This is a genomic window from Ottowia oryzae (assembly GCF_003008535.1).
Taxonomy (GTDB): domain Bacteria; phylum Pseudomonadota; class Gammaproteobacteria; order Burkholderiales; family Burkholderiaceae_C; genus Ottowia; species Ottowia oryzae.
The window spans coordinates 1,957,416-1,979,980 of sequence record NZ_CP027666.1 but is presented as its reverse complement, the minus strand read 5'-3'; the positions used below and the strand labels follow the sequence as shown (position 1 = coordinate 1,979,980).

Below are 22,565 nucleotides of genomic sequence, written 5' to 3'. Positions count from 1 at the left end.
ATCAAAGGTAACAGCAGCGACGACGCATTCGCTTGACACCGCCCCTTCCCCCTCGTAACTGCTCCATCCCACGGTCGAATTCATCAAGCAAGTGCAGAGAAATGCCAAGAATATTTGACAACATCGAAACGCCCTTGATGCCTGCGCTCCAAAAGACGCTTCTGGTTGCAAGGCGCGCCGACTTCTGCGTTGGCTATTTCAACCTGCGCGGCTGGCAGCATCTCGCGCCCCACCTGATGAAATCAGGAGAGGAGAGGAGAGGAGAGGAGAATGGAACATGCCGCCTGCTGGTCGGTATGCATGTCTCGCCCAGTGAAGAACTGCGCCACGCCTTACGTCACCAAAACGACGACGAACTTCTAGACAATCAAACGGCGCAGCGCGACAAGCGCCGCATCGCCGAAGAGTTCCGCCAGCAACTCACCTTCGGCGCCCCGTCCAACGGGGACGAAGCCGCCTTGCGGCAACTGGCCGCACAAATCCATTCTGGCCAACTGACCGTCAAGGTCTATCTGCGCCACCCGCTGCACGCCAAGCTCTACCTGCTATTCACGCCGCAGTTCCCCAACAACCCCGTCACGGGTTTCCTCGGCAGCTCCAACCTCACGCTCGCGGGCCTTTCCAAACAGGGCGAACTCAACGTTGACGTGCTGGAGCACGATGCCTGCAACAAGCTGGCCGCGTGGTTCGATGACCGCTGGAACGACCGCTGGTGCGTCGACATCTCCAAGGAACTGGCGACCATCATCGACGAAAGCTGGGCGGGCGAGCGCCTGTTACCGCCCTATCACGTCTATTTGAAGATGGCCTACCACCTCGCGCAGGAAGCGAGGGCCGGGCTCACGGAATTCCGCATTCCCGCGATCTTCAGCGGCACGCTGTTCGACTTCCAGACCGCCGCCGTCAAGATCGCCGCGCACCACCTCAACAAGCGCGGTGGCGTGCTGATCGGCGACGTGGTGGGCCTGGGCAAGTCGATGATGGCCACGGCGCTGGCCAAGGTCTTCGAAGACGACTATCACACCGAAACCCTCGTCATCTGCCCCAAGAACCTGGTGCCAATGTGGGAGGACTACGTCCACCGCTACCGCCTGCACGCCAAGGTGCTGTCGCTGTCTAGGGTCATCAATGAGTTGCCAGAGAAAACCCGGCGCTACCGGCTGGTACTGATCGACGAATCGCACAACCTGCGCAACAAGGACGGCAAGCGATGGAAGGTCATCCGCGAATACATCGAACGCAACGAAAGCCTCACCGTCCTGCTCTCGGCCACGCCGTACAACAAGACCTACCTCGACCTCTCGGCGCAACTCGGCCTGTTCCTGAATGAAGACGCCGACATCGGCATCCGCCCCGAACACCTCCTCAAAGACCTGGGCGGCGAGCACGAATTCATCCGCCGCCACCAATGCGGCGTGCGCACCCTCGCTGCTTTCGAGAAAAGCGACATCCCCGACGACTGGCGCGAACTCATGCGGCTGTACATGGTGCGCCGCACGCGCGGCTTCATCATGCAGCACTATGCGCAGCAAGACGAACACGGCAAATACCTGCTCTTCGCCGATGGCCGCAAGTCCTACTTCCCCAAGCGGGTGCCCAAAAGCCTGGGCTTTGCCATCGACGAAACCAACCCCGAAGACCCCTACGCCCGCTTCTACAGCAACACGGTCGTGGGCACCATCAACGATCTCCTGCTGCCACGCTACGGCCTGGGCAATTACATCGCACCCAAACCCAAGACGCCACCCACACCGCAGCAGAACAAGATCATCGATGGACTGTCACGCGCAGGCACGCGGCTCATGGGTTTTTGCCGCACCAACCTGTTCAAGCGACTGGAAAGTGCCGGGCCTGCCTTCATCCTGTCCATCGAGCGGCACATCCTGCGCAACTTCATCGTCCTACACGCCGTCGAGAACGGGCTGGACATTCCGCTGGGCACCCAGGGCGCGGAACTGCTGGACACTCGCCACTACGACGAAGACCCGGACGGTGTACTTGCCGATGAGGAAGGCGACGAGGAAGCTGACACCACCAGCAGCAACGGGCTGCGCACCGAAGCCGACTACCGCACTCGCGCCACCCAAGCCTATGCAGCCTACAGCGGCCCACTGAAAAGCCGCTTCAAGTGGTTGCCCGGCGCGCTGTTCAAGAAAACGTTGGCCAAGGATTTGCTGGCCGACGCCCACGCCCTGCTGGGCGTGTTGCGCACCTGCGGCAACTGGCAACCTCAGGCAGACGCCAAACTTGCCGCCCTGGCCGAACTCATCGAGAAGCAGCACCCCAAGGACAAGCTGCTCATCTTCACCCAGTTCGCCGATACCGCACGCTACCTGAATACGCAACTCGCGGCACGCGGCATGCTGCAAGTGGCCGAAGCCACCGGCCAAAGCGCCGACCCCACAGCCCTGGCCTGGCGCTTCTCGCCGCAGTCCAACGACAAGCGTCAACAGGTCAAGAAGGCCGACGAACTGCGCGTGCTCATCGCCACTGACGTGCTGTCCGAAGGCCAGAACCTGCAAGACGCGCACATCATCGTCAACTACGACCTGCCCTGGGCCATCATTCGCCTGATCCAGCGCGCGGGCCGCGTGGACCGCATCGGCCAGCAGTCCGACACCATCCTCTGCTATTCCTTCGTGCCTGCCGATGGCGTCGAGCGTCTCATCAGGCTGCGCGCTCGCGTCAGGCAGCGCCTGATCGAGAACGCCGAAGTCGTCGGCTCCGACGAAACCTTCTTCGACGACGACAGCGATGACGACGACCGTCTGATCCGCGACCTGTACACCGAGAAGAACGGCATCCTCGACGACGACGGCGACACCGAGGTCGATCTGGCCTCCTACGCCTGGCAGATCTGGAAGAACGCCACCGACGCCGACCCATCGCTCGCCGCCACCATAGAAAGCCTGCCCAACGTGGTCTATGCCACCAAGGCACACACGGCCACGCCCGCCGCACCTCAGGGCGTGCTCGTCTATCTGCGCACCGACCAGGGCAACGACGCACTCGCATGGGTGGACGAAAGCGGCCAGCCCGTCACGCAGTCGCAATTCACCATCCTGAAGGCCGCCGCCTGCGCGGCCGACACCCCTGCCCTGCCGCGCACGGACAACCACCACGCCCTCACCCAGCAGGGCATGGCGCACATCGCCGAAGAAGAGAAATCCACCGGCGGCGCACTGGGCCGGCCCTCCGGCGCGCGCTTCAAGACCTACGAGCGCATCAAGCGCTGGCGCGAGCGACAAGGCAGCACGCGCGACCTGTTCATCACCGAAGACCACATCCGCCGCATCGACAAGGCGCTGGAAGACATCTACCGCTACCCGCTGTACCAAAGCGCCACCGACACGCTCAACCGCCAGCTCAAGGCGGGCATCAACGACCACGACCTGATCGACCTCGTCTTCTCGCTGCGCGAAGACGGTCGCCTGTGCCTGGTGGACGAACAAGACCAGCAACGCGAGCCTCGGCTCATCTGCTCGCTCGGCCTGGCCTGAAGCGCCAACGCCCTGCAATCACTCAAATTTCATAGCTGCTCGCGCTTGTCAGGCGGGCGCTGGAGGCCAATTTGACATGAATATCGACGCCACCCGCTTTCAGCAGCTGCTGAGCCAATTCAAGCTGCCTCAACTGTTCAACGAACTCGGTTGGGACCAACCCGCGCTGAAGGCTCAAACTATCCATGCGGGTGGCGCGGCCTTCACGCTCACACCCATCGCCCACAAGCGCGGCGTGGCCGTGCTGCGCTGCTCGCCAGACGCCAGCGGCAAGATTCCGCCCCGCCCCGTGCTGCTCAAGATCGAGCACGAAGCCCGCAAGCTCGCCCATGAACATCTGCTGGTCTTTGCCGACGCGGACGAAACCATGCTCACCTGGCTGTGGGTGCTGCGCGCGCCGGGCCAGCCCGCCAGTACCCGCACCCATACCTGGCACAAGGGGCAAAGCGGCGAAGCGCTGCGTCAGAAGCTCTCGCAAATCGTCTGGTCGCTGGAAGCAGAAGAGGCCATCACCCTCACCGACGTCATCACCGGCCTGCGCAGGGCTTTCGACCGCGACAGGGTCTCCAAGAGCTTCTACGACAAGTTCAAGGCCCAGCACGACGCCTTTGCCGCCTTCATCACCGGCCTGAACCAGACGGCAGACCGAGCCTGGTACGCCTCGCTCATGCTCAACCGGCTGATGTTCGTCTATTTCATCCAGAAGAAGGGGTTTCTGGACGGCGACGAAAACTATCTGCAAAACCGCATGACCCAGGTGCAGCAGGCGGCGGGCAAAGGCCAGTTCCACAGCTTCTACCGCCAGTTTCTGCGCCGCCTGTTCCACGAAGGGCTGGGCCAGCCCCAACCGCGCGACGCGGGCCTGAACCAACTGATTGGCGAGCGCATCCCCTATCTGAACGGCGGCCTGTTCGACGTGCATGAACTCGAAGCCGCTCATCACGACATCGACGTTCCCGACGAAGCCTTCGAACAACTGTTTGCATTCTTCGACGCCTGGGACTGGCACCTGGACGACCGCCCACTGAAAAGCGGCAAGGAAATCAACCCCGACGTGCTCGGCTATATCTTCGAGAAGTACATCAACCAGAAGCAAATGGGGGCGTACTACACCAAGGAAGACATTACCGAATACATCAGCAAGAACACCGTCATCCCGCACCTGCTGGAGCAGGCGCGCGAGCGCTGCAAGGTGGCGTTCGAGGGCGAATCATCGGTGTGGAAGCTGCTCCAGGCCGAGCCAGATCGCTACATCTACCCGGCCATGAAGGCCGAGGACGCATTGCCCACAGAAACCGAGCGCGAACTGGCCGACCGCCGCCACCGCTGCCAAGACCTGCGCAACAAACTTGCGCGGGGTGAAGTCAAGTCTGCCGACGACCTCATCACGCTGAATCTGGATATCCGCCAGTTCATGCAGGACGTGATCGACACCGCCACCGGCCCCGAACTGCTGCGCGCCGTGTGGCAGGCCATTGTGGGCCGCGTGCCGGAGAAGTCGAACGAGAAATTCCGCCACGGCATCACCATCCTCGACCCGACCTGCGGCTCGGGCGCATTTCTATTCGCCGCGCTGGGTGTGCTGGAGCCGTTGTATGCAGCCTGCCTGGATCGCATGGCAGGTTTTGTCGAAGACGCTCAGAAACTCGGCAAACCCGCCGAACCAGATTTTGTGAAAGTTCTGGATGAGGTGAAGAAACACCCATCGCCCGACTACTACATCTACAAAAGCATCATCCTGCACAACCTTTTCGGCGTGGACATCATGGCCGAGGCAGTGGAGATTTGTAAGCTGCGCTTGTTCCTCAAGCTCGTCTCGCAGGTGGACAAAGGCCAGCAACTGGAGCCGCTGCCCGACATCGACTTCAACATCCGCACAGGCAATACGCTGGTCGGCTACGCGACCGAAGCGCAGTTCGATACATCGGGCGACCTGGCCAGTGACCAGCAGCACAAATCCGACATCAAGGCGGACATTGCCGATTTGGCCGACCTGTTCACCCGATTTCGCGAACAGCAAACCGTGCAAGGCGGCAAGGTCACGGCGCAGGACAAGCACACGCTGCGCGACAAGCTCAAGGGCTTGAGCCTGGAACTCGACCGCTATCTGGCACGGGATTACGGCATCGACCCGGATAAATCGAAGGCACTCTATGCCTGGCGCTCAAGCCACCAGCCTTTTCACTGGTTCGCCGAGTTCTACGGCGTGATGAGCGCGGGTGGATTTGATGTGGTCATCGGCAATCCTCCTTATATTTCTACGCGCAAGGTTACTGATTATTCAGTGCGCGGCTACAAAACCGCATCATGCACAGACATTTATGCCTGGTGTTTGGAAAAGGTCATGGAAATTGCAGGCCCAAAAGCGCATACAGGTATGATTGTCTTTTTGAGTCTTGCGTTCAGTAATGATTTTGGCGTTTTGCGGCAGTTAATTTACGGTAAATATCAGAAAAATTGGTTTTCTCACTACAGCAACATTCCTTCCAGTTTGTTCGACGGCGTTGGCATCCGCAATGTAGTTCACATCGGTAAAATCGGCGATAGCAACACAGCGAACCAAAACTATACATCACGCCTGCATCGCTGGTTCAGAGCTGCCCGTCCACATCTATTCGCTGCGCTATCTTATGCCAGTTTCACGCCGAAGCTTTGGCAAGGACGTATCCCCAAGCTCAACACGCAGAAGTTGATTGATGCTTTTGAGCAAAAGTTGGGCAACGAAACGCTTCAGCTTTCGTTGAGCCGCCGAGCAACACCCTATCCGTTGAACTTTAGAAACTCCGCACGCAACTTTTTGTCCTTCGCATATGATGAAGCACCGTGCTTTGACCAGAGGGGAAAACAGATTCCACACACGGGCTACGGAAAACTCTATATCACTGATTCAGAAATACGGGATTTGGCATTTCTTCTGTTGAATGGAAAAATTACGTGGGCTTTTTGGATAGCTATCGGCGACGACTTCCATGTCACTCCTTCGACCATGGCCGACTTGCCATTAAATTTGCAGAGAGTTCGGGTCGAAAAACGTTCTGGCCTCAGAGTTATTGTTCCTGAGCTGAAGGCGGCAATCAAAAAGGCAGAACAGTTCAAGCTCAATGCCGGCAAGCGCGTGGGCAATTACAACTTGGGAAAGTGTCGCGGTGTCACCGACAAATCAGACATTGCTCTCTTGAAAGCCTTTGGCATGGAGGCAGTGTGGGACGACTTGGAATTGCTCTACTCGCAAACGGTCACCCCCGACTTTGAAGACGGCGCGGACGATGGAGCATGAAACCCGTCCCCATCCAACTGCCGCCCCACCTTGCCCCGCGCATCGCCGCTGACATCGCCGCGCGCCTCATCGGCATCGGCAATCCGGCCCTGCTGGCCGAACCCCTGCTGGGCCTCATCGCCTCGCGCCAATGCCCCGGCCACGTCTTCATCGAAACACTGGAGCGCGTACCGCAATGGGCCAAGGCGGGCCGCGTGCTCGTCAGCGGCTTCCACTCCCCGCTGGAGCAGCAGGTGCTGCGCTCCCTGCTGCGCCGCCAGGGCCGCGCCGTCAAAGTGCTGGCCCGCCACCTGCTCCCAGACCGCGACTATCGCCCCGCCGCAGAGGAGCGCGAGCCCCTGGCACAAGGTCGCCTTCTCATCGTCAGCGCCAGCCCCGCCACTGAAACCCGCACCACCCGCGCCTCGGCGCTTGCCCGCAACGGTCTGGTGCTGGTCCTTGCCCGTGAGCATTGGGCGCCTCGGATTGCGCCGGAGAGCCCGCTGACTGCACTGCGGGCCGACGACGTGGTGTGAACACCTCCACGGCACCTATAAATTGGATAGCGCAAACTGCAGAATCGACGGCGACCGGGGCCTGGAATCGCTTGAAATGGAAGCGCCCGGCCGGGGGCATCAATGGGCCTGCTCCCAATTCGGCCCCACGCCGACTTCCGCCAGCAGAGGCACCTTCAGCTCGGCCACGCCGGCCATCAACCGGGGCACTTCGCCCTTGACCCAATCGACCTCGGCCTCGGGCACCTCGAACACCAGTTCGTCGTGCACCTGCATGATCATGCGCGTGGCGCGCTTTTCTTTTTGCAGCGCGCTCTGCACAGCCAGCATGGACTTCTTGATCAAGTCGGCCGCCGTGCCCTGCATCGGCGCGTTGATGGCGGCGCGCTCGGCGCCCGAACGGCGCGGGCCGTTGGGGCTGTTGATCTCGGGTAGGTACAGACGCCGGCCGAACACGGTTTCGACATAACCCTTGGACTTGGCCGACAGCTTGGTCTCGTCCATGTAGCGCTTGACGCCGGGGTAGCGCTCGAAATAGCGCTCGATGTAGTTGCGCGCCGCCGTGTTGTCGATGCCCAGATTGCGCGCCAGACCAAACGCGCTCATGCCGTAGATCAGGCCAAAGTTGATGACCTTGGCGTAGCGGCGCTGCTCGCTGCTGACTTGCGCCACCTCAACGCCAAACACCTCGGCCGCCGTGGCGCGGTGCACGTCCAGGCCCTCGGTAAAGGCGGCCAGCAGCGCCGCGTCGTCTGACAGGTGGGCCATGATGCGCAGTTCGATCTGGCTGTAGTCGGCGCTGACGATGACGTGCCCCGGTGCGGCGATGAAGGCTTCGCGGATGCGGCGGCCTTCGGGCGTGCGGATGGGGATGTTCTGCAGGTTGGGATCGTTACTGGACAGGCGCCCGGTCACCGCCACGGCCTGCGCGTAGTGCGTGTGCACGCGGCCGGTGGCCGGGTCGACCATCAGCGGCAGCTTGTCGGTGTAGGTGCCCTTGAGTTTGGACAGGCCCCGGTGCTCCAGGATGCGGGCGGGCAGCGGGTAGTCTTCAGCCAGCTTTTCCAGCACTTCCTCGTCGGTGCTGGGCGCGCCGGTGGCGGTTTTCTTGACGACGGGCAGGCCCAGCTTGGTGAAGAAGATCTCGCCAATCTGCTTGGGGCTGCCCAAATTGAAAGGCTGGCCGGCCAGCGCGTGCGCCTCCTGCTCCAGCGCCAGGATGCGCTGGCCCAAATCGTGGCTTTGCTGGCGCAGCTGGTCGGCGTCGATCAGCACGCCGTTGCGCTCTACCTTGAACAGCACTTCGCTGGTGGCAATTTCGAGCTCGTAGATGCCGCGCAGCCGCTCGTCCTGCGCCAGCTTGGGCCACAGGGCCAGGTGCACATCCAGCGTCTGGTCGGCGTCTTCGCAGGCGTAGTGCGCGGCCTTGTCCACCGGCACTTGCGCAAACGGAATTTGGTGCGCTCCCTTGCCGCACAGGTCTTCGTAGCTGACGCCCTTGCGGCCCAGGTGGCGTTCCGCCAGGCTGGCCAGGCCGTGCGGGCGGTGCACTTCCAGCACGTAGCTTTGCAGCATGGTGTCGTGCACGAAGCCGGCCACCTGAATGCCGTGGTTGGCGAACACATGGCGGTCGTACTTGACGTGCTGGCCCAGCTTTTGGCGTGCGGAGTTTTCAAGCCAGGGCTTGAGGCGCGCCAGCACTTCGTCGATCGGCAGCTGCTCGGGCGCGTCGGGCCCGCTGTGGGCGAGCGGTATGTAGGCCGCCTGGCCCGGCGCCACGCTGAGCGATAGGCCGACGATGCGCGCCTTCATCTCGTCCAGCGACGTGGTTTCGGTGTCCAGCGCCGTGAGATCGGCCTGCTCGATGCGGGCCAGCCAGGCGTCGAACTGCGGCCAGGTGAGCACGGTTTCATAGTCCACCGCATCGCCCACGTGCGAGCTGGCGGGCAGGCCGCCAAACAGGTCGTCCTGCGGCGACGGCGCGGCGCCTGCGGCGGCGCGGCTGGATTGGCTGCCCCCCGCAGCGCCCCCGCCCTGCAGCGCCTTGGCCAGCGTGCGAAAGCCGTATTTCTCATAAAAATCGGCCAGGGCGCCCGTCTGTTCTGCGCCAGCAGCTATCGAATCCAGAGCAGGCAGGCCATCGACGTGCCCGGCCAGATCGCAATCGGTGCGGATGTGCAGCAGCTGGCGGCCGATGGGCAGCCAGTCCAAGGCCTTGCGCAGGTTCTCGCCCGCGGCGCCCTTGACCTTGTCGGCCTGCGCAACGATGGCGTCCAGCGATCCGTATTCGTTCAGCCACTTGGCCGCCGTCTTGGGGCCCACTTTGTCCACGCCGGGCACGTTGTCCACGCTGTCGCCCACCAGCGTCTGGTAGTCCAGCATCTGGCTGGCGGCCACGCCGAATTCGGCCTGCACGCCGGCCAGGTCGCGGCGCTTGCCGCTCATGGTGTCGATGATGGTGATGGCGGGGGTGACCAGCTGCGCCAAGTCCTTGTCGCCGCTGGAGATGATCACATCCAGCCCCTGCGCCTCGCCCGCCTTGGCCAGGGTGCCGATCACGTCGTCGGCCTCCACGCCCGGCACCGCCAGCACCGGCCAGCCCATCAGGCGCACCACTTCGTGGATTGGCTCGATCTGGCTGCGCAAATCGTCCGGCATGGGCGCGCGCTGGGCCTTGTAGTCGGGGTAAATGTCGTCGCGGAAGGTGGGGCCGGAGGCGTCGAACACGCAGGCCACGTGCTGCGCCTCGGGGTAGTCCTTGCGCAGGCTGTTCAGCATGTTGATCATGCCGCGGATGGCGCCGGTGGGCTGGCTGGCGCGGTCGGCCGGGTCGGCGCGCAAGTCGGGCATGGCGTGGTAGGCGCGGTACAGGTAGCTGGAGCCGTCCACCAGCAGCATCACCGGGCGCGCGGTGGGCGCTGGGGGCGTGGCCTGGGGGTTGTCAGCGGGGGCCGATTCGGCGGTGGAAGGCGCGTCGTTCATGGGCGGATTGTGCACGCCGTCCTACAGGTGCGTGGGTGCTCGCCACTAGAATTGGGGCATGTGTGCATCTGTTCAACTTCGGGCCGGCACGGCCATCCTGGCGCTCGCCGCTGCGGCGGCCGCTTCGGCGCAAGCGCCGGCACCGGCTGCGTCTCCTGCGGCGGCTTCTTCGGGCGCGGCCGTCACGCGCGATGAGCTGCAGCTGGACCGCCGCACCCAGCGGGTGGAACACATCCGCACCGAAGACGCCGGCAGCCGCGTAGACGAAGTGCGCGCGGGCGGCGAAACGAAAAGCATCACCGTGCAGCCCAAGGCCAACGTGCCGCCCTACAGCGTGCAACCGGCCGACCCCACGAACATGAGCCATGGCGAAGCGGGCCCGGGCGCACCGGGCCGTCGGGTCTGGAAAGTTGAGTTCTAAGCCCGGCTGAAGCGTTTGCACCATGGCGGTTTACACCGAAGTCTCTGAAGCCGAGGCCGGCGCGCTGATGCGCGCCTTGGGCCTGGGCACGCTCACCAGCCTGCGCGGGATCGAAGGCGGGATCGAAAACACCAACTATTTCGCCAGCACCGACCAGGGCGAATGGGTGCTGACGCTGTTCGAGCGGCTGAACCACGCGCAGCTGCCCTTCTACCTGCACCTGATGAAGCACCTGGCCCAGCACGGCGTGCCGGTGCCAGAGCCGCAAGCCAAGATCGACGGCACGCCCATTCCCCCGGGCGAGGACGACATCCTGCACACCGTCTGCGGCAAGCCGGCGGCGGTGGTCAACCGCCTGCGCGGCAAGAGCGAACTGCAGCCGGGCGTGGCCCACTGCGCCGCCGTGGGCGACATGCTGGCGCGGGCGCACCTGGCCGCGCGCGACTACCCACTGCGCCAGCCCAACCTGCGCGGCCTGCCCTGGTGGAACGAAACCGTGCCGGTGGTGCTGCCGTACCTGGATGCGCCGCAATCCGCGCTGATCCGCACCGAGCTGGCCTACCAGAACCATATCGCCGCCGGGTCGGCCTACGCCGCCCTGCCCCGCGGCGCCGTGCACGCCGACCTTTTCCGCGACAACGTGATGTTCGCCGGCACCGCCGAGCAGCCCGAGCTGTCGGGCTTCTTCGACTACTACTTCGCCGGTGTCGACACCTGGCTGTTCGACCTGGCCGTCACCCTGAATGACTGGGCCATCGATCTGAGCACCGGCCAGGGCGACCCGGCGCGCACCGCCGCACTGCTGAACGCCTACACGGCCGTGCGCCCGCTGACCGACGCCGAGCGGCGCCTGCTGCCCGCCATGGCGCGCGCCGGCGCGCTGCGCTTCTGGATATCCCGCTTGTGGGACTTTCACCTGCCGCGCGAGGCCAGCATGCTCAAGCCTCACGACCCCGGACACTTTGAACGCGTGCTCAGCGCCCGCGTGGCCGAGCCGCTGCTGCCATGAGGCTGCGCGTCGTCCCCGCCCGCACCGGCGCGCAATGGGTGCGCGAAGGCCTGCGCCTGTTCTTCAAGCAGCCGCTGGCCTTCGCCGGGCTGTTCTTCGTGTTCATGGCGGTTACCCAGGTATTGGGCTTGGTGCCCGTGGTCGGCAACTTCGTGGGCCTGGCCCTGGTGCCAGCGTTCACCGTGGGCATGATGACCGCAGCCCGCCACGTGGAGGCCGGCCGCTTTCCGATGCCCGCCGTGCTGCTGAAGGCATTTCGCGACTCGCCGGCCAAGACGCGCGCCATTCTGCTGCTGGGCGTGCTGTACGCCGCCGCGCTGTTCGCGATCATGCTGGTGGCTTCTGACGACGGCAAACTGGCCGCATTGATCGCAGCCAACCAGGGCCAGATCACCGAAGAGACCATGAAAGACCCGGCCATGCAGGAGGCCGTGCGCAACGCAATGGGCAACATGCTGCTCGCGTCGATCCTGTACCTGCCCGTTTCGATTCTGTTCTTTCACTCACCCGCGCTGGTGCACTGGTACGGCGTGCCCGTGGTGCGCAGCCTGTTCTTCAGCGCGGTGGCCGTGCTGCGCAACACGGGCGCGTTCTTCGTCTATTTCATGGGCTGGACGATGGTGGGCATGACCGCCTCGCTGGTGCTGCTGATGGTGTCCGGCATGCTGGGCAGCATGGCCATCGCCACGGCCGGGCTGCTGCCGATCAGCCTGGTGGTGGCGTCGATGGTGATGGCGTCGCTGTGGCCCGCTTTCCGCGACTGCTTCGATACCGGCGAAGAGCAGCCTGCGGGCGACTTGGCGGCCTGAGGCCGGCGTGCTGCCTGGCGCGTTTGGGGTGCTGATCCCAGCCCTCACCTAGACCGCCGCATGAGGCCAGCGGCGCTCAGGCTCAAGCATCAAAATAGCCGCCAGCGCCCGTTGCACCAGCGCCGGCAGCTTCTCTTTTTATAGCAAACGGTTTACTCGACGACCGTCAGCTTGGCCACGGCCAGCGCCAGCCACTTGAGCCCGTGTCGGGGGAAGTTGACCTGCGCACGCGCGTCGTCGCCGCTGCCCTCCACCGCCATCACCTGCCCCTCGCCAAACTTGTTGTGGAACACCTTGGCGCCTGTGCGAATGCCGTGTTCCGGCTCGGCCTTGCGGGGCGGCAGCGGTGCGCTGGCCACCATGTCAGGGTAGATGGCGCTGTTACCCCAAGCGGGCCGGGCACGGTGGCCGCCCGACTGCGCCGCCGCGATGGACGCGAAGCCACCCTGGCGCGGGGTCAGCCACTTCAGCGCGCCCTCGGGCAGCTCTTCCAAGAAGCGGCTGCGCACGTTGTAGCGCGTCTGCCCGTGCAGCAGGCGGGTCTGGGCGTGGCACAGGTACAGGCGCTGGCGCGCGCGGGTGATGGCCACGTACATCAGGCGGCGCTCTTCCTCCAGGCCCTCGAAGTCGGACAACGAGTTTTCGTGCGGGAAAAGCCCCTCTTCCAGCCCGGTGATGAACACCGCATCGAATTCCAGCCCCTTGCTGGCGTGCACAGTCATCAGCTGCACGGCGTCCTGGCCGGCCTGCGCCTGGTTGTCGCCCGCCTCCAGCGCGGCGTGGGTCAGGAAGGCGGCCAGCGGGCTCAGCGTCTCGCCGGTGTCTTCGTCCACCACCCCCGGTGGGGCGGCGATGGGCTCGTTCAGCAAGGGCGCATTCGGGTCCAGCCCCTGGCTGGCCGGGCTTTGGGTCAGCGCGGCGGTCTCGTCCACGGGCAAGGCGACGGCGTCGCGGCCAAAGCCTTCCTGGGTGACGAAGCTTTCCGCGGCGTTGACCAGTTCCTGCAGGTTTTCCACCCGGTCGGCGCCATCACGCTCGGCCCGGTAGTGCTCCAGCAGGCCACTGTCGTCCAGCATGCGTTCGATGATCTCGCGCAGGGTCTGGCCCTCGGTCTGCTCGCGCAGCACGTCGATCCTGGCGACGAAGGCGGCCAGATTGGCCCCCGCCTTGCCGGGCACGCTGGCCACCGCGTCGGCCAGGGCCGTGCCTGCGGCGCGGGCGGCGTCCTGTAACTGCTCGATGCTGCGCGCGCCAATGCCGCGCGGCGGAAAGTTCACCACGCGCAGAAAACTGGTGTCGTCGCGCGGGTTCTCCAGCAGGCGCAGGTAGGCCAGCGCGTGCTTGACTTCAGCCCGCTCGAAAAAGCGCAGGCCGCCATACACGCGGTACGGCACACCGGCGTTGAACAGCTGCGTTTCCAGCACCCGGCTTTGCGCGTTGCTGCGGTACAGCACGGCGATTTCCTTGCGCGCCATGCCTTCGCCCTTGACCAGCTGGCGCATCTCGTCCACCACCCATTCGGCCTCGGCAAAGTCGCTGGGCGCCTCGTACACGCGCACCGGCTCGCCCGCGCCCTGGTCGGTGCGCAGGCTTTTGCCCAGCCGCTTGGTGTTGTGCGCGATCAGCGCGTTGGCCGAATCGAGGATGTTGCTGTGGCTGCGGTAGTTCTGCTCCAGCTTGATCTGGTGCTGCACGTGGAATTCGCGCACGAAATCGGCCATGTTGCCCACGCGCGCGCCGCGAAAGGCGTAGATGCTCTGGTCGTCGTCGCCCACCGCCATCACCGCGCCGCCGCCTTCGCCCGGCAGGCCCACGATCATCTTGACCCAGGCGTACTGCAGGCGATTGGTGTCCTGAAATTCGTCGATCAGCACGTGCCGAAAGCGCCTGCGGTAGTGATCGCGCACGGCGTCGTTGTCGCGCAGCAGCTCGTAGCTGCGCAGCATCAGCTCGCCAAAATCCACCACGCCTTCGCGCTGGCACTGCTCTTCATAGAGCTGGTAAATCTCGACCTTGCGGCGTGAATCGGCGTCGTGCACGGCCACGTCGCCCGGGCGTTCGCCGTCTTCCTTGCAGCCGGCGATGAACCACTGCATCTGCTTGGCCGGAAAGCGCTCGTCGTCCACGTTGTGCTGCTTGTACAGCCGCTTGATGGCCGACAGCTGGTCTTGCGTATCCAGGATCTGGAAAGCCTGCGGCAGGTTGGCCAGCTTGTAGTGCGCGCGCAGCAGGCGGTTGCACAGGCCGTGGAAGGTACCGATCCACATGCCGCGCGCATTCAGCGGCAGCATGGCCGTCAGGCGCGTGAGCATCTCCTTGGCGGCCTTGTTGGTGAAGGTGACCGCCAAGATGCCGCCGGGCGAGATCTGCCCGGTCTGCAGCAGCCAGGCGATGCGCGTGGTCAGCACCCGCGTCTTGCCAGAGCCAGCGCCAGCCAGGATCAAGGCGTGTTCGGGCGGCAAGGTCACCGCCGCGAGTTGTTCAGGGTTCAGTCCGGCCAGGATCGGCATCGCCGCGGCCCGCGCATCGCGCGCGTCTTCCACAAAAGGCATGGGGCGATTCTAGGTGCGCTGTGCATCACGCGACGTGCAGGCTGCGGCCAGCGGACAAAAGCGGTGCGGCGTCGCCAGCACGTTAGGCGAACCATTGCGCGCTTAGGGCGACGCAACGCGCGGACTGCTGCGAAGCGCATCCCCGGCGGATCCGCAGTTCTGCGCCGGGTTGATGTCGCCATGGTGATACAGGCTGGTAGTATTCAAATGAATGCGGATCATTCTCATTTATAGTTCATTTGTAAGCTTTGGTAGTCATCGCGGCGTGTCGCGTCGTCTTCACGCTTTTCGTTCACCGGCTGTGCGCATCTTTTCTGCCCAGCCGCATTCCCCAAGAAAAGGAGCCATGTTTTGACCCGATCCCGTTTCCGCCGCCATCTGAGCCCGCTGGCGTTTGCGCCTGTCCTGTTTTGCCCTCTCGAAGCCAGTGCCCAGGCCGAATCCGGCGAAACGCGATCACTGGAAGAAGTGGTGGTGACGGCGTCCGGCTTCGAGCAGGAACTGAAAGAAGCGCCGGCCTCCATGTCGGTGGTGACGCGCCAGGACCTGGAAACGCGCAACTACCGCGACCTGGCCGAAGCCCTGCAGGATGTGGAAGGCATTGACGTGCGCGGCGGCACAGGCAAGTCGGGCGGGCTGGACATCAGCATCCGCGGCATGCCCAGCGACTACACGCTGATCCTGATCGATGGCCGCCGCCAGAACGTGGCCGGCGACGTGACGCCCAACGGCTTCGGCGCGGCGCTGAACAGCTTCATGCCACCGGTGTCGGCCATTGAGCGCATCGAGGTGATTCGCGGCCCGATGTCGACCCTGTACGGCTCGGACGCGATGGGCGGGGTCATCAACATCATCACGCGCAAGGTAGCCAAGCAATGGGGCGGCGCGGCGAACGTGCAGTTGGGCCTTCCGCAGCACGGCGACGAAGGGCAGCAGCGCAAGATCAGCCTGTATGCCAACGGCCCCATCGTGCAAGACAAGCTGGGCATCGCCTTGCGCGGCGACGTGTTTCAGCGCGAGGCGTCAGACCGCATCTGGACGGGCGGCGGCAATGCGCGCGACCCGCGGCCCGGCGAAAGCCGCCAGCACAATCTGGGCGCCAAACTGACGTTCACCCCCACGCGCGACCAGGAATTCTGGGCCGACGTGGAGACGGCCCGCACCTGGTACGACAACGCCGACTGTCGCCTGGGCACGGTCGATTTCGTCAACTGCGCCACCGGCGCCAGATCGAACACCGCGTCGGGCTACAAGGATTACCTGCGCTTCCATCGCGACCAGGCGGCCATCGGGCACCGCAGCCGCTTTGGCTTTGGCCTGGTCGAATCGAGCCTGATGCGCAGCAAAACCGAGACGCTGGGGCGCACCCTTCCGTCAGCGGCACTGCCCGCGCGCGACCCGCGGATCGGCGGGGCCCGCCAGCTCGAGACAACCAACACCGTGTTCGACACCAAGCTGGTGGCGCCCATCGGCGACAAGCACGTTGTGACCACCGGCGCCCAGTGGTGGGACGCCAGCTTCAAGGACGGCCTCCTGCCCCAATCCCACAGCCAGCGGATGTGGGCCTTGTTTGCCGAGGACGAATGGCGCCTGTCCGACCAGGTCACCGCCACCCTCGGCGGGCGCTACAACCGCCACGACGCGTTCGGCGGCGAATTCAGCCCCCGCGCGTACATGGTGTGGAAGGCCACGCCGCAGATCACCGTCAAGGGCGGCGTCAGTCAGGGTTTTCGAGCCCCGCGCCTGAACCAGCTGATCGACGGCGTCAGCGGCGTCAGCGGCCAGGGCACGGTGCTGAACATCGGCAACCCCACGCTCAAGCCCGAGACCAGCACCAGCACCGAGCTGGGGCTGCTGTACGACAACGGCGGCGGACTGACCGCCTCGGGCACGCTGTTCCACAACAAGATCAAGAACCGCATCAGCTCCGGTGGCGAATGCGCGTCGGTCTGGATCTCCAGCTGCGCGGCCAACCCCACCGCCGCCTACGCCGTCAACATCGACCAGGGCAAAACCTGGGGGCTGGAATTGGCGACCGGCATCCCGCTATCGGCCGAGTGGAAGCTGAACCTGAACTACACCTGGACCGACACGGAGGCCATCGTGGGCGGCGTCAAGAGCGGCAAGCTCAGCGATACCGCGCGCCACGTGGCCAACGCGCAACTGCAGTGGAAACCAAACGACCGCGCCACCCTGTGGCTGCGCGGCGAATACCGCGGCAAAAGCCAACGCTTTGACGGCAACCCTTCGTCGCTCACTGGCAACAACCAGCGTGAATACCAGGCGCTGGGCGACCTGAAGGGCTACGCGCTGTTCCACCTGGGTGGCTCGTACCGCATCACGCGCAACGCCACGATCTCGCTGAACGTGTTCAACCTGTTCGACAAGAACTTCAACAAGTTCCGCACCTGGCAGGACACCACGGGCGCGACCCAGCTGGGCAGCCTTTACTACCGCACCACTTCCGCCACCAAGGGCACGGCGGCGGGCGGGCGTACGTTCTGGGTTTCGGCCAACATCGCCTTCTGACGCGGGCGCCAGGGCGGCGGGCGGCGGGCTGCCTGCCCGCCTATGGGAAGATGCGTTGATCGCCAGCCCGTCGCCAAGCGAACCCGCACATGTTCCCCTCACCCTGCCGCACTCGCCCTCACCTGCCCAAGCTCATGGCAACGGGGCTGGCGGCGACGCTGTCCTTGGGCATGCTGGCGAGCGGTTCGGCGCAGGCACAGGCCGTTGCCAACTGCAGCAGCGACGGGCACGCGGCGCCGCGCTGGCTGGCAGAGCGCTTCATGAGTGCCGATTGCACCACCTGCTGGAGCGAAACCACCCAGCCCCGGCCGCCGCGCGGCGCCGCCACGCTGGACTGGGTGGTGCCCTCGCCCACGGGTGAGGACGCGCCGATGGCCGCCGTGGCACGCCCCGATGCGCTGGAGCGGCTGCAGGCGCTGGGCCACAGCGCCGACGACCTGCGCGAATGGGAGCACCGCAGTGCGGTGGCGTCACGCGGCCATCGCCCGCGTCTGCGCGTGGCGCACGGCCTGGCGGTGGGCGACCACATTGGTGCGTCGCTGGCCTTTCATGCGCCTGCCAATTCGGCTCACGGGCGTTTCACCGCCTGGCTGGCGCTGGCCGAATGGCTGCCCGCGGGCACCGAAGGTTCGCCCGTTGCGCGCGTGCTGGTGCGCAATGTTTTGACCGCACCGATCGACGCACAGCCCGCATCCAATTGGCCGCAGCTGTGGCGCCCGATGAACGTGCCCGAAGGCGCGCAGCCCGCGCGCCTTGGCGTCGTCGGCTGGGTCACCGACGCGCGGGGCCAGGTGATTGCGCTGGCCCAAGCGCGCTGCGCCGCAAAGCCTTAGAATCAATCACCGGGCCCAAGATTTCTTGGCCCGGTTTTTTGTGCGCGTCCTCCGGGCGTGCACGGCAAAGCCGGGCCAGACCAAGCGCCCACGATGATCAACCTTCGATGGAGCTTGGAAACTCATGGAAATCTTCGACTACGACCAGGTTTTGCTGCTGCCGCGCAAATGCCGCGTGGAAAGCCGCAGCCAGTGCGATGCCGGTATCGACTTTGGCGGCCGCCGCTTCAAGCTGCCAGCCGTGCCGTCCAACATGAAGACGGTGGTGGATGAATCCATCTGCCAATGGCTGGCGGCCAACGGCTACTTTTATGTGATGCACCGTTTCGACATCGACAACGTGGCCTTCGTGCGCGACATGCAGGCGCGCGGGCTGTTCGCGTCGATCTCGCTGGGCGTGAAGGCGCCCGACTACGCCACGGTCGATACCCTGGCCGACGCCGGCCTGACGCCCGAATACATCACCATCGACATCGCGCACGGCCATTCCGACACGGTGCGCGACATGATCTGGCACATCCGCAAGAAGCTGCCCAACGCCTTCATCATCGCGGGCAACGTGGCCACACCCGAAGCCGTGATCGACCTGGAAAACTGGGGCGCCGACGCCACCAAGGTGGGCGTGGGCCCGGGCAAGGTGTGCATCACCAAGCTGAAAACCGGCTTTGGCACGGGCGGCTGGCAGCTGTCGGCGCTGAAATGGTGCTCGCGCGTGGCGACCAAGCCCATCGTGGCCGACGGCGGCATCCGCAGCCATGGCGACATCGCCAAATCCATCCGCTTTGGCGCGACCATGGTGATGATCGGCTCGCTGTTCGCGGGGCATGAGGAATCGCCCGGCACCACGGTGGACGTGAATGGCGAGCGCTTCAAGGAATACTTCGGCTCGGCCAGCGACTTCAACAAAGGCGAGTACCGCCACGTGGAAGGCAAGAAGATCCTGGAACCGATCAAGGGCAAGCTGTCCGACACGCTGGTCGAGATGGAGCAGGACGTGCAAAGCTCGATCAGCTACGCCGGCGGCACCAAGCTGCTGGACATCCGCAAGGTGAACTACGTGATCCTGGGCGGCGACAACGCGGGCGAACACCTGCTGATGTAAGCGGCGGGGCCGACCCGCCAGCGCGCCGCGCCTGCGGGATCAGCGGCGCAGCGCGTTCAATGCGTTTTCGGCCTCCAGCGCTGGCTGCACCTGCGCCAGGCGCTATCTATATTGAAGCAAAAAAAGGGGCCCGAGGCCCCTTTTTTCTGCAGCGCTTGAGGCGCTTACTTGACTTGCAGCGTACCCTTCATCAGGGCAGCGTGGCCAGGGAAGGAGCAGAAGAAGCTGTACGCGTCGCCAGCTTTCAGCTTGGCCACGTCAAAGCTGGCCGTGGCGCTTTCGCCACCGCCGACCAGTTTCGTGGCGGCGATCACGCGGGGGTCTCCGCTCTTGACGTAGTTGTTGGCAGCGCCTGCGGCAATGCCGTCTTTCTCGACGGCTTCCATGTCAGCGGTCTTGGCGAGCACCCAGTTGTGGCCCATGGCGGTCTTCGGCAGTTTGCCCACGTGCTTGAGGGTCACCGTGAAGCTCTTGCACGACTTGGGCACGTCGATGCTCTTGGTGTTGAACTGCATTGCATCGTTGGCTTCGACCTGAACCGAGCAGTCGGCGGCGAACGCCGGCGCGGCCAGAACCAAAGAAGCAACGGCCATAGCGGCAAAACGGAACATGATGATGAAAACTCCTGAAAGCATCGGGCTGATGAGATGCAAAGGCAGCGCGCGCAACCCGCCCGGCGCTACTTGACCGCATCGTACGGCGGTTGCGCCATCAAGATATTGATGCGCGTCAATAGCGCTTCACCGTGGGTGGCGTGATGCGGCAGCGACGCACGGCGCGCCCTGCCCTGGCTCTTGGCCTAAGCACCGCAGGCCGCCAGGCCTGCACCCGGCGCCACCGTCAAGCCGTGCGCAAAAGCTGGCGCGCCAGCGTATTGAGGCGGTGGCCGCGCGTTGCCAGCGCGTCCAGGATGCTGAAGTGGTTCAGCCCCGGCAAGGCCTGCGCCTGCGGCACGCGGTCGCGCCCCCAGGCCTGCTGGATCAGCCTGTTCTGGCGCAGGTATTCGCCGCTTTCGTCCGCGCCCACCATTGCCACAAAACGCCCGTTGCCGCTGTAGGGCACGCGCGCCGGGCTGGCCTGCTGCACCTGTGCGGGCGACAGGCGCAAGGCTTCTTGCAGACTGGGCGTGCGCATCAACGGCTCCAGGTCGTACAGGCCCGACAGGCCGATGCCCCGCCGCACCGCGCCGCTGGGCATGCCCGCCTGAACCAGCGGCCACGCGCAGGCCATCATCATCGCGGCCATGGTGCCACCCGCCGAATGGCCGACGACCACCAGGCGCCGCCGGTCGGCCTTGAGCGCTCGCGCATGGCGCCACGCCCAAGCCACGGCCTGCGCCACGTCCATGGTGCTCTGCGGCACGCTGGCCTGCGGCGCCAGCGCGTAGTTGGGTACCACCACCGCCGCGCCCGCGTCGTGCAATTCGCCCGCCACGAAGCTGTGGAAGGACTTGTCCAGCGCCTTCCAGTAGCCGCCGTGCACAAAAACCACGAGCGGCGCGCCAGCCTGGCGGGCGGCGAATGCATCCAGGCGCTGGCGCGGGCCATCGCAGTAGGGCACGTCCAGCTGACACGGCAAGCTGCGTCGAACCATGGCCGACTGCGCGGCCCAGCGGGCGAAGTAATCCCCGTGATCAGGCACGCGCATGCGGTTGTTGTACATGCGTTCCAGCCATTGAATGTCTGGCAGTTCGCGGCGAATGGGTGCGGTAATGCGGGCCATGAGCACGCTATTGTCTCAAAACGCAAGCGCACCTCGGCAAGCCTGCTGTCGCCCCGGGCTGTGCGAACCTTTTAAGCCGAAACAGGCCCTGGCGCCTGCGCAGCCTGCGCTAGCAGCTATGAGTATCGGAGCGAAGCCCTTTTCCTTCGAAGCGGCAACGCCGACGGCACCAGGCGCTAACGTGCCTTCAACCGGCGTTGCCATCGGCAAGGCCCGGCACGGTGCAGCGCCCAGTTGGACTAGAATTCACCTCAACCTTGTGGGGGGGTAGCTCAGCTGGGAGAGCGCCGCGTTCGCAATGCGGAGGTCGGGAGTTCGATCCTCCTCCTCTCCACCACAGGTCTCGGCGAACACGCCGTTCTTCTGCAGTCGGCCAGCCGTTGCGCCGCCTTGCAAATGCCCGGCGCCCTGGGCTTTCGCCTCTCTCCTCCCCATCCTGCCTGCGCCACCAAGCTCTGCTGGCGCGCGGCGCGATAGCCGCAGCGCACACCCTGGTGCGGTACACGCTATCCTCCTCAGCGCCATGCCGTACACCCCCACTTTCACCCCCGAAACACTGACACGCGCCGACGTCGATGCCGCGCGAGGCCCTCAGGTGCTGGAATTCGGCACGAACTGGTGCGGTTGGTGCCGCGGCGCGCAGCCCCATATCGAAGCGGCCTTCGCCGCTGCGGGCGCAGACGTCCCGCACGTGAAGGTGGAAGACGGCCCTGGGCGGCGTTTGGGGCGCAGCTTTGGCGTGAAGCTGTGGCCCACGCTGGTGTTCATGAAAGACGGCCAGGAGGTGCACCGGCTGGTGCGCCCCCAGGGCCAGCAGGAGATTGAGCAGGCGCTGCGGCAGCTGGGCGGCTAGCCGCTTTGCCATGCGGTGGCCAGCGGCCTGACTAGCCGGTGCGCCGCCGCGCTGCTCGGCCGCTCTTCAGTCGTCCCGCACAGCCGGGCAAGGCTGAAAGCGCACGCAGGGCGCCAATTTGCGCAGCCGGACGATCGTGTTGCCCGCCTCCGTGCGCTCGGCGATGAAGCCCACTTCGTCGCCCACCTGGATGCCTTGAGCCAGCTCTGGCCGCGCCAGGCCAAACGCAATCGTTGTGAACGGCAGCTTTCCACGCGGCAGCACCTTCAGCCGAAGCGTGTTGGGCTCGGCCGGCCCGGGCAGGCTGCGCACGACGGCGCGGGTCAGCACGCGCGAGCTGGCTTCGCCGCCGGCGCTGGGCGGCGTCTGCCTGGCGGCCGTGCCCATGCCTGCCGCCAGCAGGCAGATCACCCAATCCAGGTCACGAGCCGAACTTTGCATGGCGGCATGCTGGTGCGATTCGCGGCTTTGGCCTACCCACG

15 protein-coding genes and 1 tRNA gene are annotated in these 22,565 nt (G+C 64.9%); 11 read left to right on the top strand and 5 right to left on the bottom strand.

What is annotated here, in order from left to right; translation table 11 throughout:
• Positions 1-236 precede the first annotated feature (236 nt).
• The 3 genes from C6570_RS09185 to C6570_RS09175 all read left to right on the top strand — a co-directional run bounded on the left by C6570_RS09185 (position 237) and on the right by C6570_RS09175 (position 7,292).
• Complete coding sequence (locus tag C6570_RS09185) at positions 237-3,500, top strand: helicase-related protein (RefSeq protein WP_342747924.1); 3,264 nt, start codon at positions 237-239, stop codon at positions 3,498-3,500.
• A 76-nt stretch (positions 3,501-3,576) separates the two neighbouring features.
• Positions 3,577-6,777: an Eco57I restriction-modification methylase domain-containing protein gene (locus C6570_RS09180; RefSeq protein WP_106702929.1), complete on the top strand. Its 3,201-nt coding sequence runs from the start codon at positions 3,577-3,579 to the stop codon at positions 6,775-6,777.
• A complete protein-coding gene (locus tag C6570_RS09175) occupies positions 6,774-7,292 on the top strand; it encodes a DNA-processing protein DprA (protein WP_106702928.1) in 519 nt (172 codons plus the stop codon). Before C6570_RS09180 ends, C6570_RS09175 begins: the two co-directional genes overlap by 4 nt.
• 99 nt (positions 7,293-7,391) lie before the next feature.
• On the opposite strand, the gene polA is transcribed toward C6570_RS09175, so the two are convergent.
• On the bottom strand, positions 7,392-10,169 hold the full coding sequence (polA, locus tag C6570_RS09170) for a DNA polymerase I (RefSeq protein WP_106704614.1): 2,778 nt from the start codon (positions 10,167-10,169) through the stop codon (positions 7,392-7,394).
• Between the two features lie 142 nt (positions 10,170-10,311).
• On the opposite strand from polA, the gene C6570_RS09165 reads away from it, so the two are divergent.
• Genes C6570_RS09165 through C6570_RS09155 form a run of 3 tightly spaced genes read left to right on the top strand, consistent with a single transcriptional unit; the run spans position 10,312 to position 12,492 of the window.
• Positions 10,312-10,674, top strand: a complete 363-nt coding sequence (locus C6570_RS09165; RefSeq protein WP_106702927.1) for a hypothetical protein — start codon at positions 10,312-10,314, stop codon at positions 10,672-10,674.
• A 22-nt stretch (positions 10,675-10,696) separates the two neighbouring features.
• Complete coding sequence (locus C6570_RS09160) at positions 10,697-11,683, top strand: homoserine kinase (RefSeq protein WP_106702926.1); 987 nt, start codon at positions 10,697-10,699, stop codon at positions 11,681-11,683.
• Entirely contained in the window at positions 11,680-12,492 is an 813-nt protein-coding gene (locus C6570_RS09155) for a BPSS1780 family membrane protein (RefSeq protein ID WP_106702925.1), read from the top strand. Before C6570_RS09160 ends, C6570_RS09155 begins: the two co-directional genes overlap by 4 nt.
• Before the next feature lie 152 nt (positions 12,493-12,644).
• Here C6570_RS09155 and C6570_RS09150 read toward each other — a convergent pair whose 3' ends face one another.
• Positions 12,645-15,044, bottom strand: a complete 2,400-nt coding sequence (locus tag C6570_RS09150) for a UvrD-helicase domain-containing protein (protein ID WP_106702924.1) — start codon at positions 15,042-15,044, stop codon at positions 12,645-12,647.
• 351 nt (positions 15,045-15,395) lie between these two features.
• Between C6570_RS09150 and C6570_RS09145 the strand changes: the two genes are divergently transcribed.
• The 3 genes from C6570_RS09145 to C6570_RS09135 all read left to right on the top strand — a co-directional run bounded on the left by C6570_RS09145 (position 15,396) and on the right by C6570_RS09135 (position 19,508).
• Positions 15,396-17,573: a TonB-dependent receptor domain-containing protein gene (locus C6570_RS09145; protein WP_211297582.1), complete on the top strand. Its 2,178-nt coding sequence runs from the start codon at positions 15,396-15,398 to the stop codon at positions 17,571-17,573.
• An 89-nt stretch (positions 17,574-17,662) separates the two neighbouring features.
• A complete protein-coding gene (locus C6570_RS09140) occupies positions 17,663-18,406 on the top strand; it encodes a hypothetical protein (protein WP_245896143.1) in 744 nt (247 codons plus the stop codon).
• Between the two features lie 124 nt (positions 18,407-18,530).
• Entirely contained in the window at positions 18,531-19,508 is a 978-nt protein-coding gene (locus tag C6570_RS09135) for a GMP reductase (RefSeq protein ID WP_106702922.1), read from the top strand.
• Between the two features lie 164 nt (positions 19,509-19,672).
• Here C6570_RS09135 and azu read toward each other — a convergent pair whose 3' ends face one another.
• Both azu and C6570_RS09125 read right to left on the bottom strand, forming a co-directional pair.
• Positions 19,673-20,119, bottom strand: coding sequence for an azurin (gene azu / locus C6570_RS09130; RefSeq protein WP_106702921.1), 447 nt, complete (start codon positions 20,117-20,119; stop codon positions 19,673-19,675).
• Positions 20,120-20,348: 229 nt separating this feature from the next.
• Entirely contained in the window at positions 20,349-21,230 is an 882-nt protein-coding gene (locus C6570_RS09125; RefSeq protein ID WP_106702920.1) for an alpha/beta hydrolase, read from the bottom strand.
• A gap of 261 nt (positions 21,231-21,491) precedes the next feature.
• Here C6570_RS09125 and C6570_RS09120 point away from each other — a divergent pair.
• Both C6570_RS09120 and C6570_RS09115 read left to right on the top strand, forming a co-directional pair.
• A tRNA-Ala gene (locus C6570_RS09120) sits at positions 21,492-21,567 on the top strand.
• 186 nt (positions 21,568-21,753) lie between these two features.
• Positions 21,754-22,083, top strand: a complete 330-nt coding sequence (locus tag C6570_RS09115) for a thioredoxin family protein (RefSeq protein WP_106702919.1) — start codon at positions 21,754-21,756, stop codon at positions 22,081-22,083.
• A 66-nt stretch (positions 22,084-22,149) separates the two neighbouring features.
• On the opposite strand, the gene C6570_RS09110 is transcribed toward C6570_RS09115, so the two are convergent.
• Entirely contained in the window at positions 22,150-22,524 is a 375-nt protein-coding gene (locus C6570_RS09110) for a copper-binding protein (protein ID WP_106702918.1), read from the bottom strand.
• Positions 22,525-22,565: the final 41 nt, after the last annotated feature.

Coding starts and splice junctions, on each gene's coding strand:
- C6570_RS09185 (WP_342747924.1), top strand. CDS start 237: ATGAAATCAGGAGAGGAGAGGAGAGGAGAGGAGAATGGAACATGCCGC.
- C6570_RS09180 (WP_106702929.1), top strand. CDS start 3,577: ATGAATATCGACGCCACCCGCTTTCAGCAGCTGCTGAGCCAATTCAAG.
- C6570_RS09175 (WP_106702928.1), top strand. CDS start 6,774: ATGAAACCCGTCCCCATCCAACTGCCGCCCCACCTTGCCCCGCGCATC.
- polA (WP_106704614.1), bottom strand. CDS start 10,169: ATGCTGCTGGTGGACGGCTCCAGCTACCTGTACCGCGCCTACCACGCC.
- C6570_RS09165 (WP_106702927.1), top strand. CDS start 10,312: ATGTGTGCATCTGTTCAACTTCGGGCCGGCACGGCCATCCTGGCGCTC.
- C6570_RS09160 (WP_106702926.1), top strand. CDS start 10,697: ATGGCGGTTTACACCGAAGTCTCTGAAGCCGAGGCCGGCGCGCTGATG.
- C6570_RS09155 (WP_106702925.1), top strand. CDS start 11,680: ATGAGGCTGCGCGTCGTCCCCGCCCGCACCGGCGCGCAATGGGTGCGC.
- C6570_RS09150 (WP_106702924.1), bottom strand. CDS start 15,044: ATGCCTTTTGTGGAAGACGCGCGCGATGCGCGGGCCGCGGCGATGCCG.
- C6570_RS09140 (WP_245896143.1), top strand. CDS start 17,663: ATGTTCCCCTCACCCTGCCGCACTCGCCCTCACCTGCCCAAGCTCATG.
- C6570_RS09135 (WP_106702922.1), top strand. CDS start 18,531: ATGGAAATCTTCGACTACGACCAGGTTTTGCTGCTGCCGCGCAAATGC.
- azu (WP_106702921.1), bottom strand. CDS start 20,119: ATGTTCCGTTTTGCCGCTATGGCCGTTGCTTCTTTGGTTCTGGCCGCG.
- C6570_RS09125 (WP_106702920.1), bottom strand. CDS start 21,230: ATGGCCCGCATTACCGCACCCATTCGCCGCGAACTGCCAGACATTCAA.
- C6570_RS09115 (WP_106702919.1), top strand. CDS start 21,754: ATGCCGTACACCCCCACTTTCACCCCCGAAACACTGACACGCGCCGAC.
- C6570_RS09110 (WP_106702918.1), bottom strand. CDS start 22,524: ATGCAAAGTTCGGCTCGTGACCTGGATTGGGTGATCTGCCTGCTGGCG.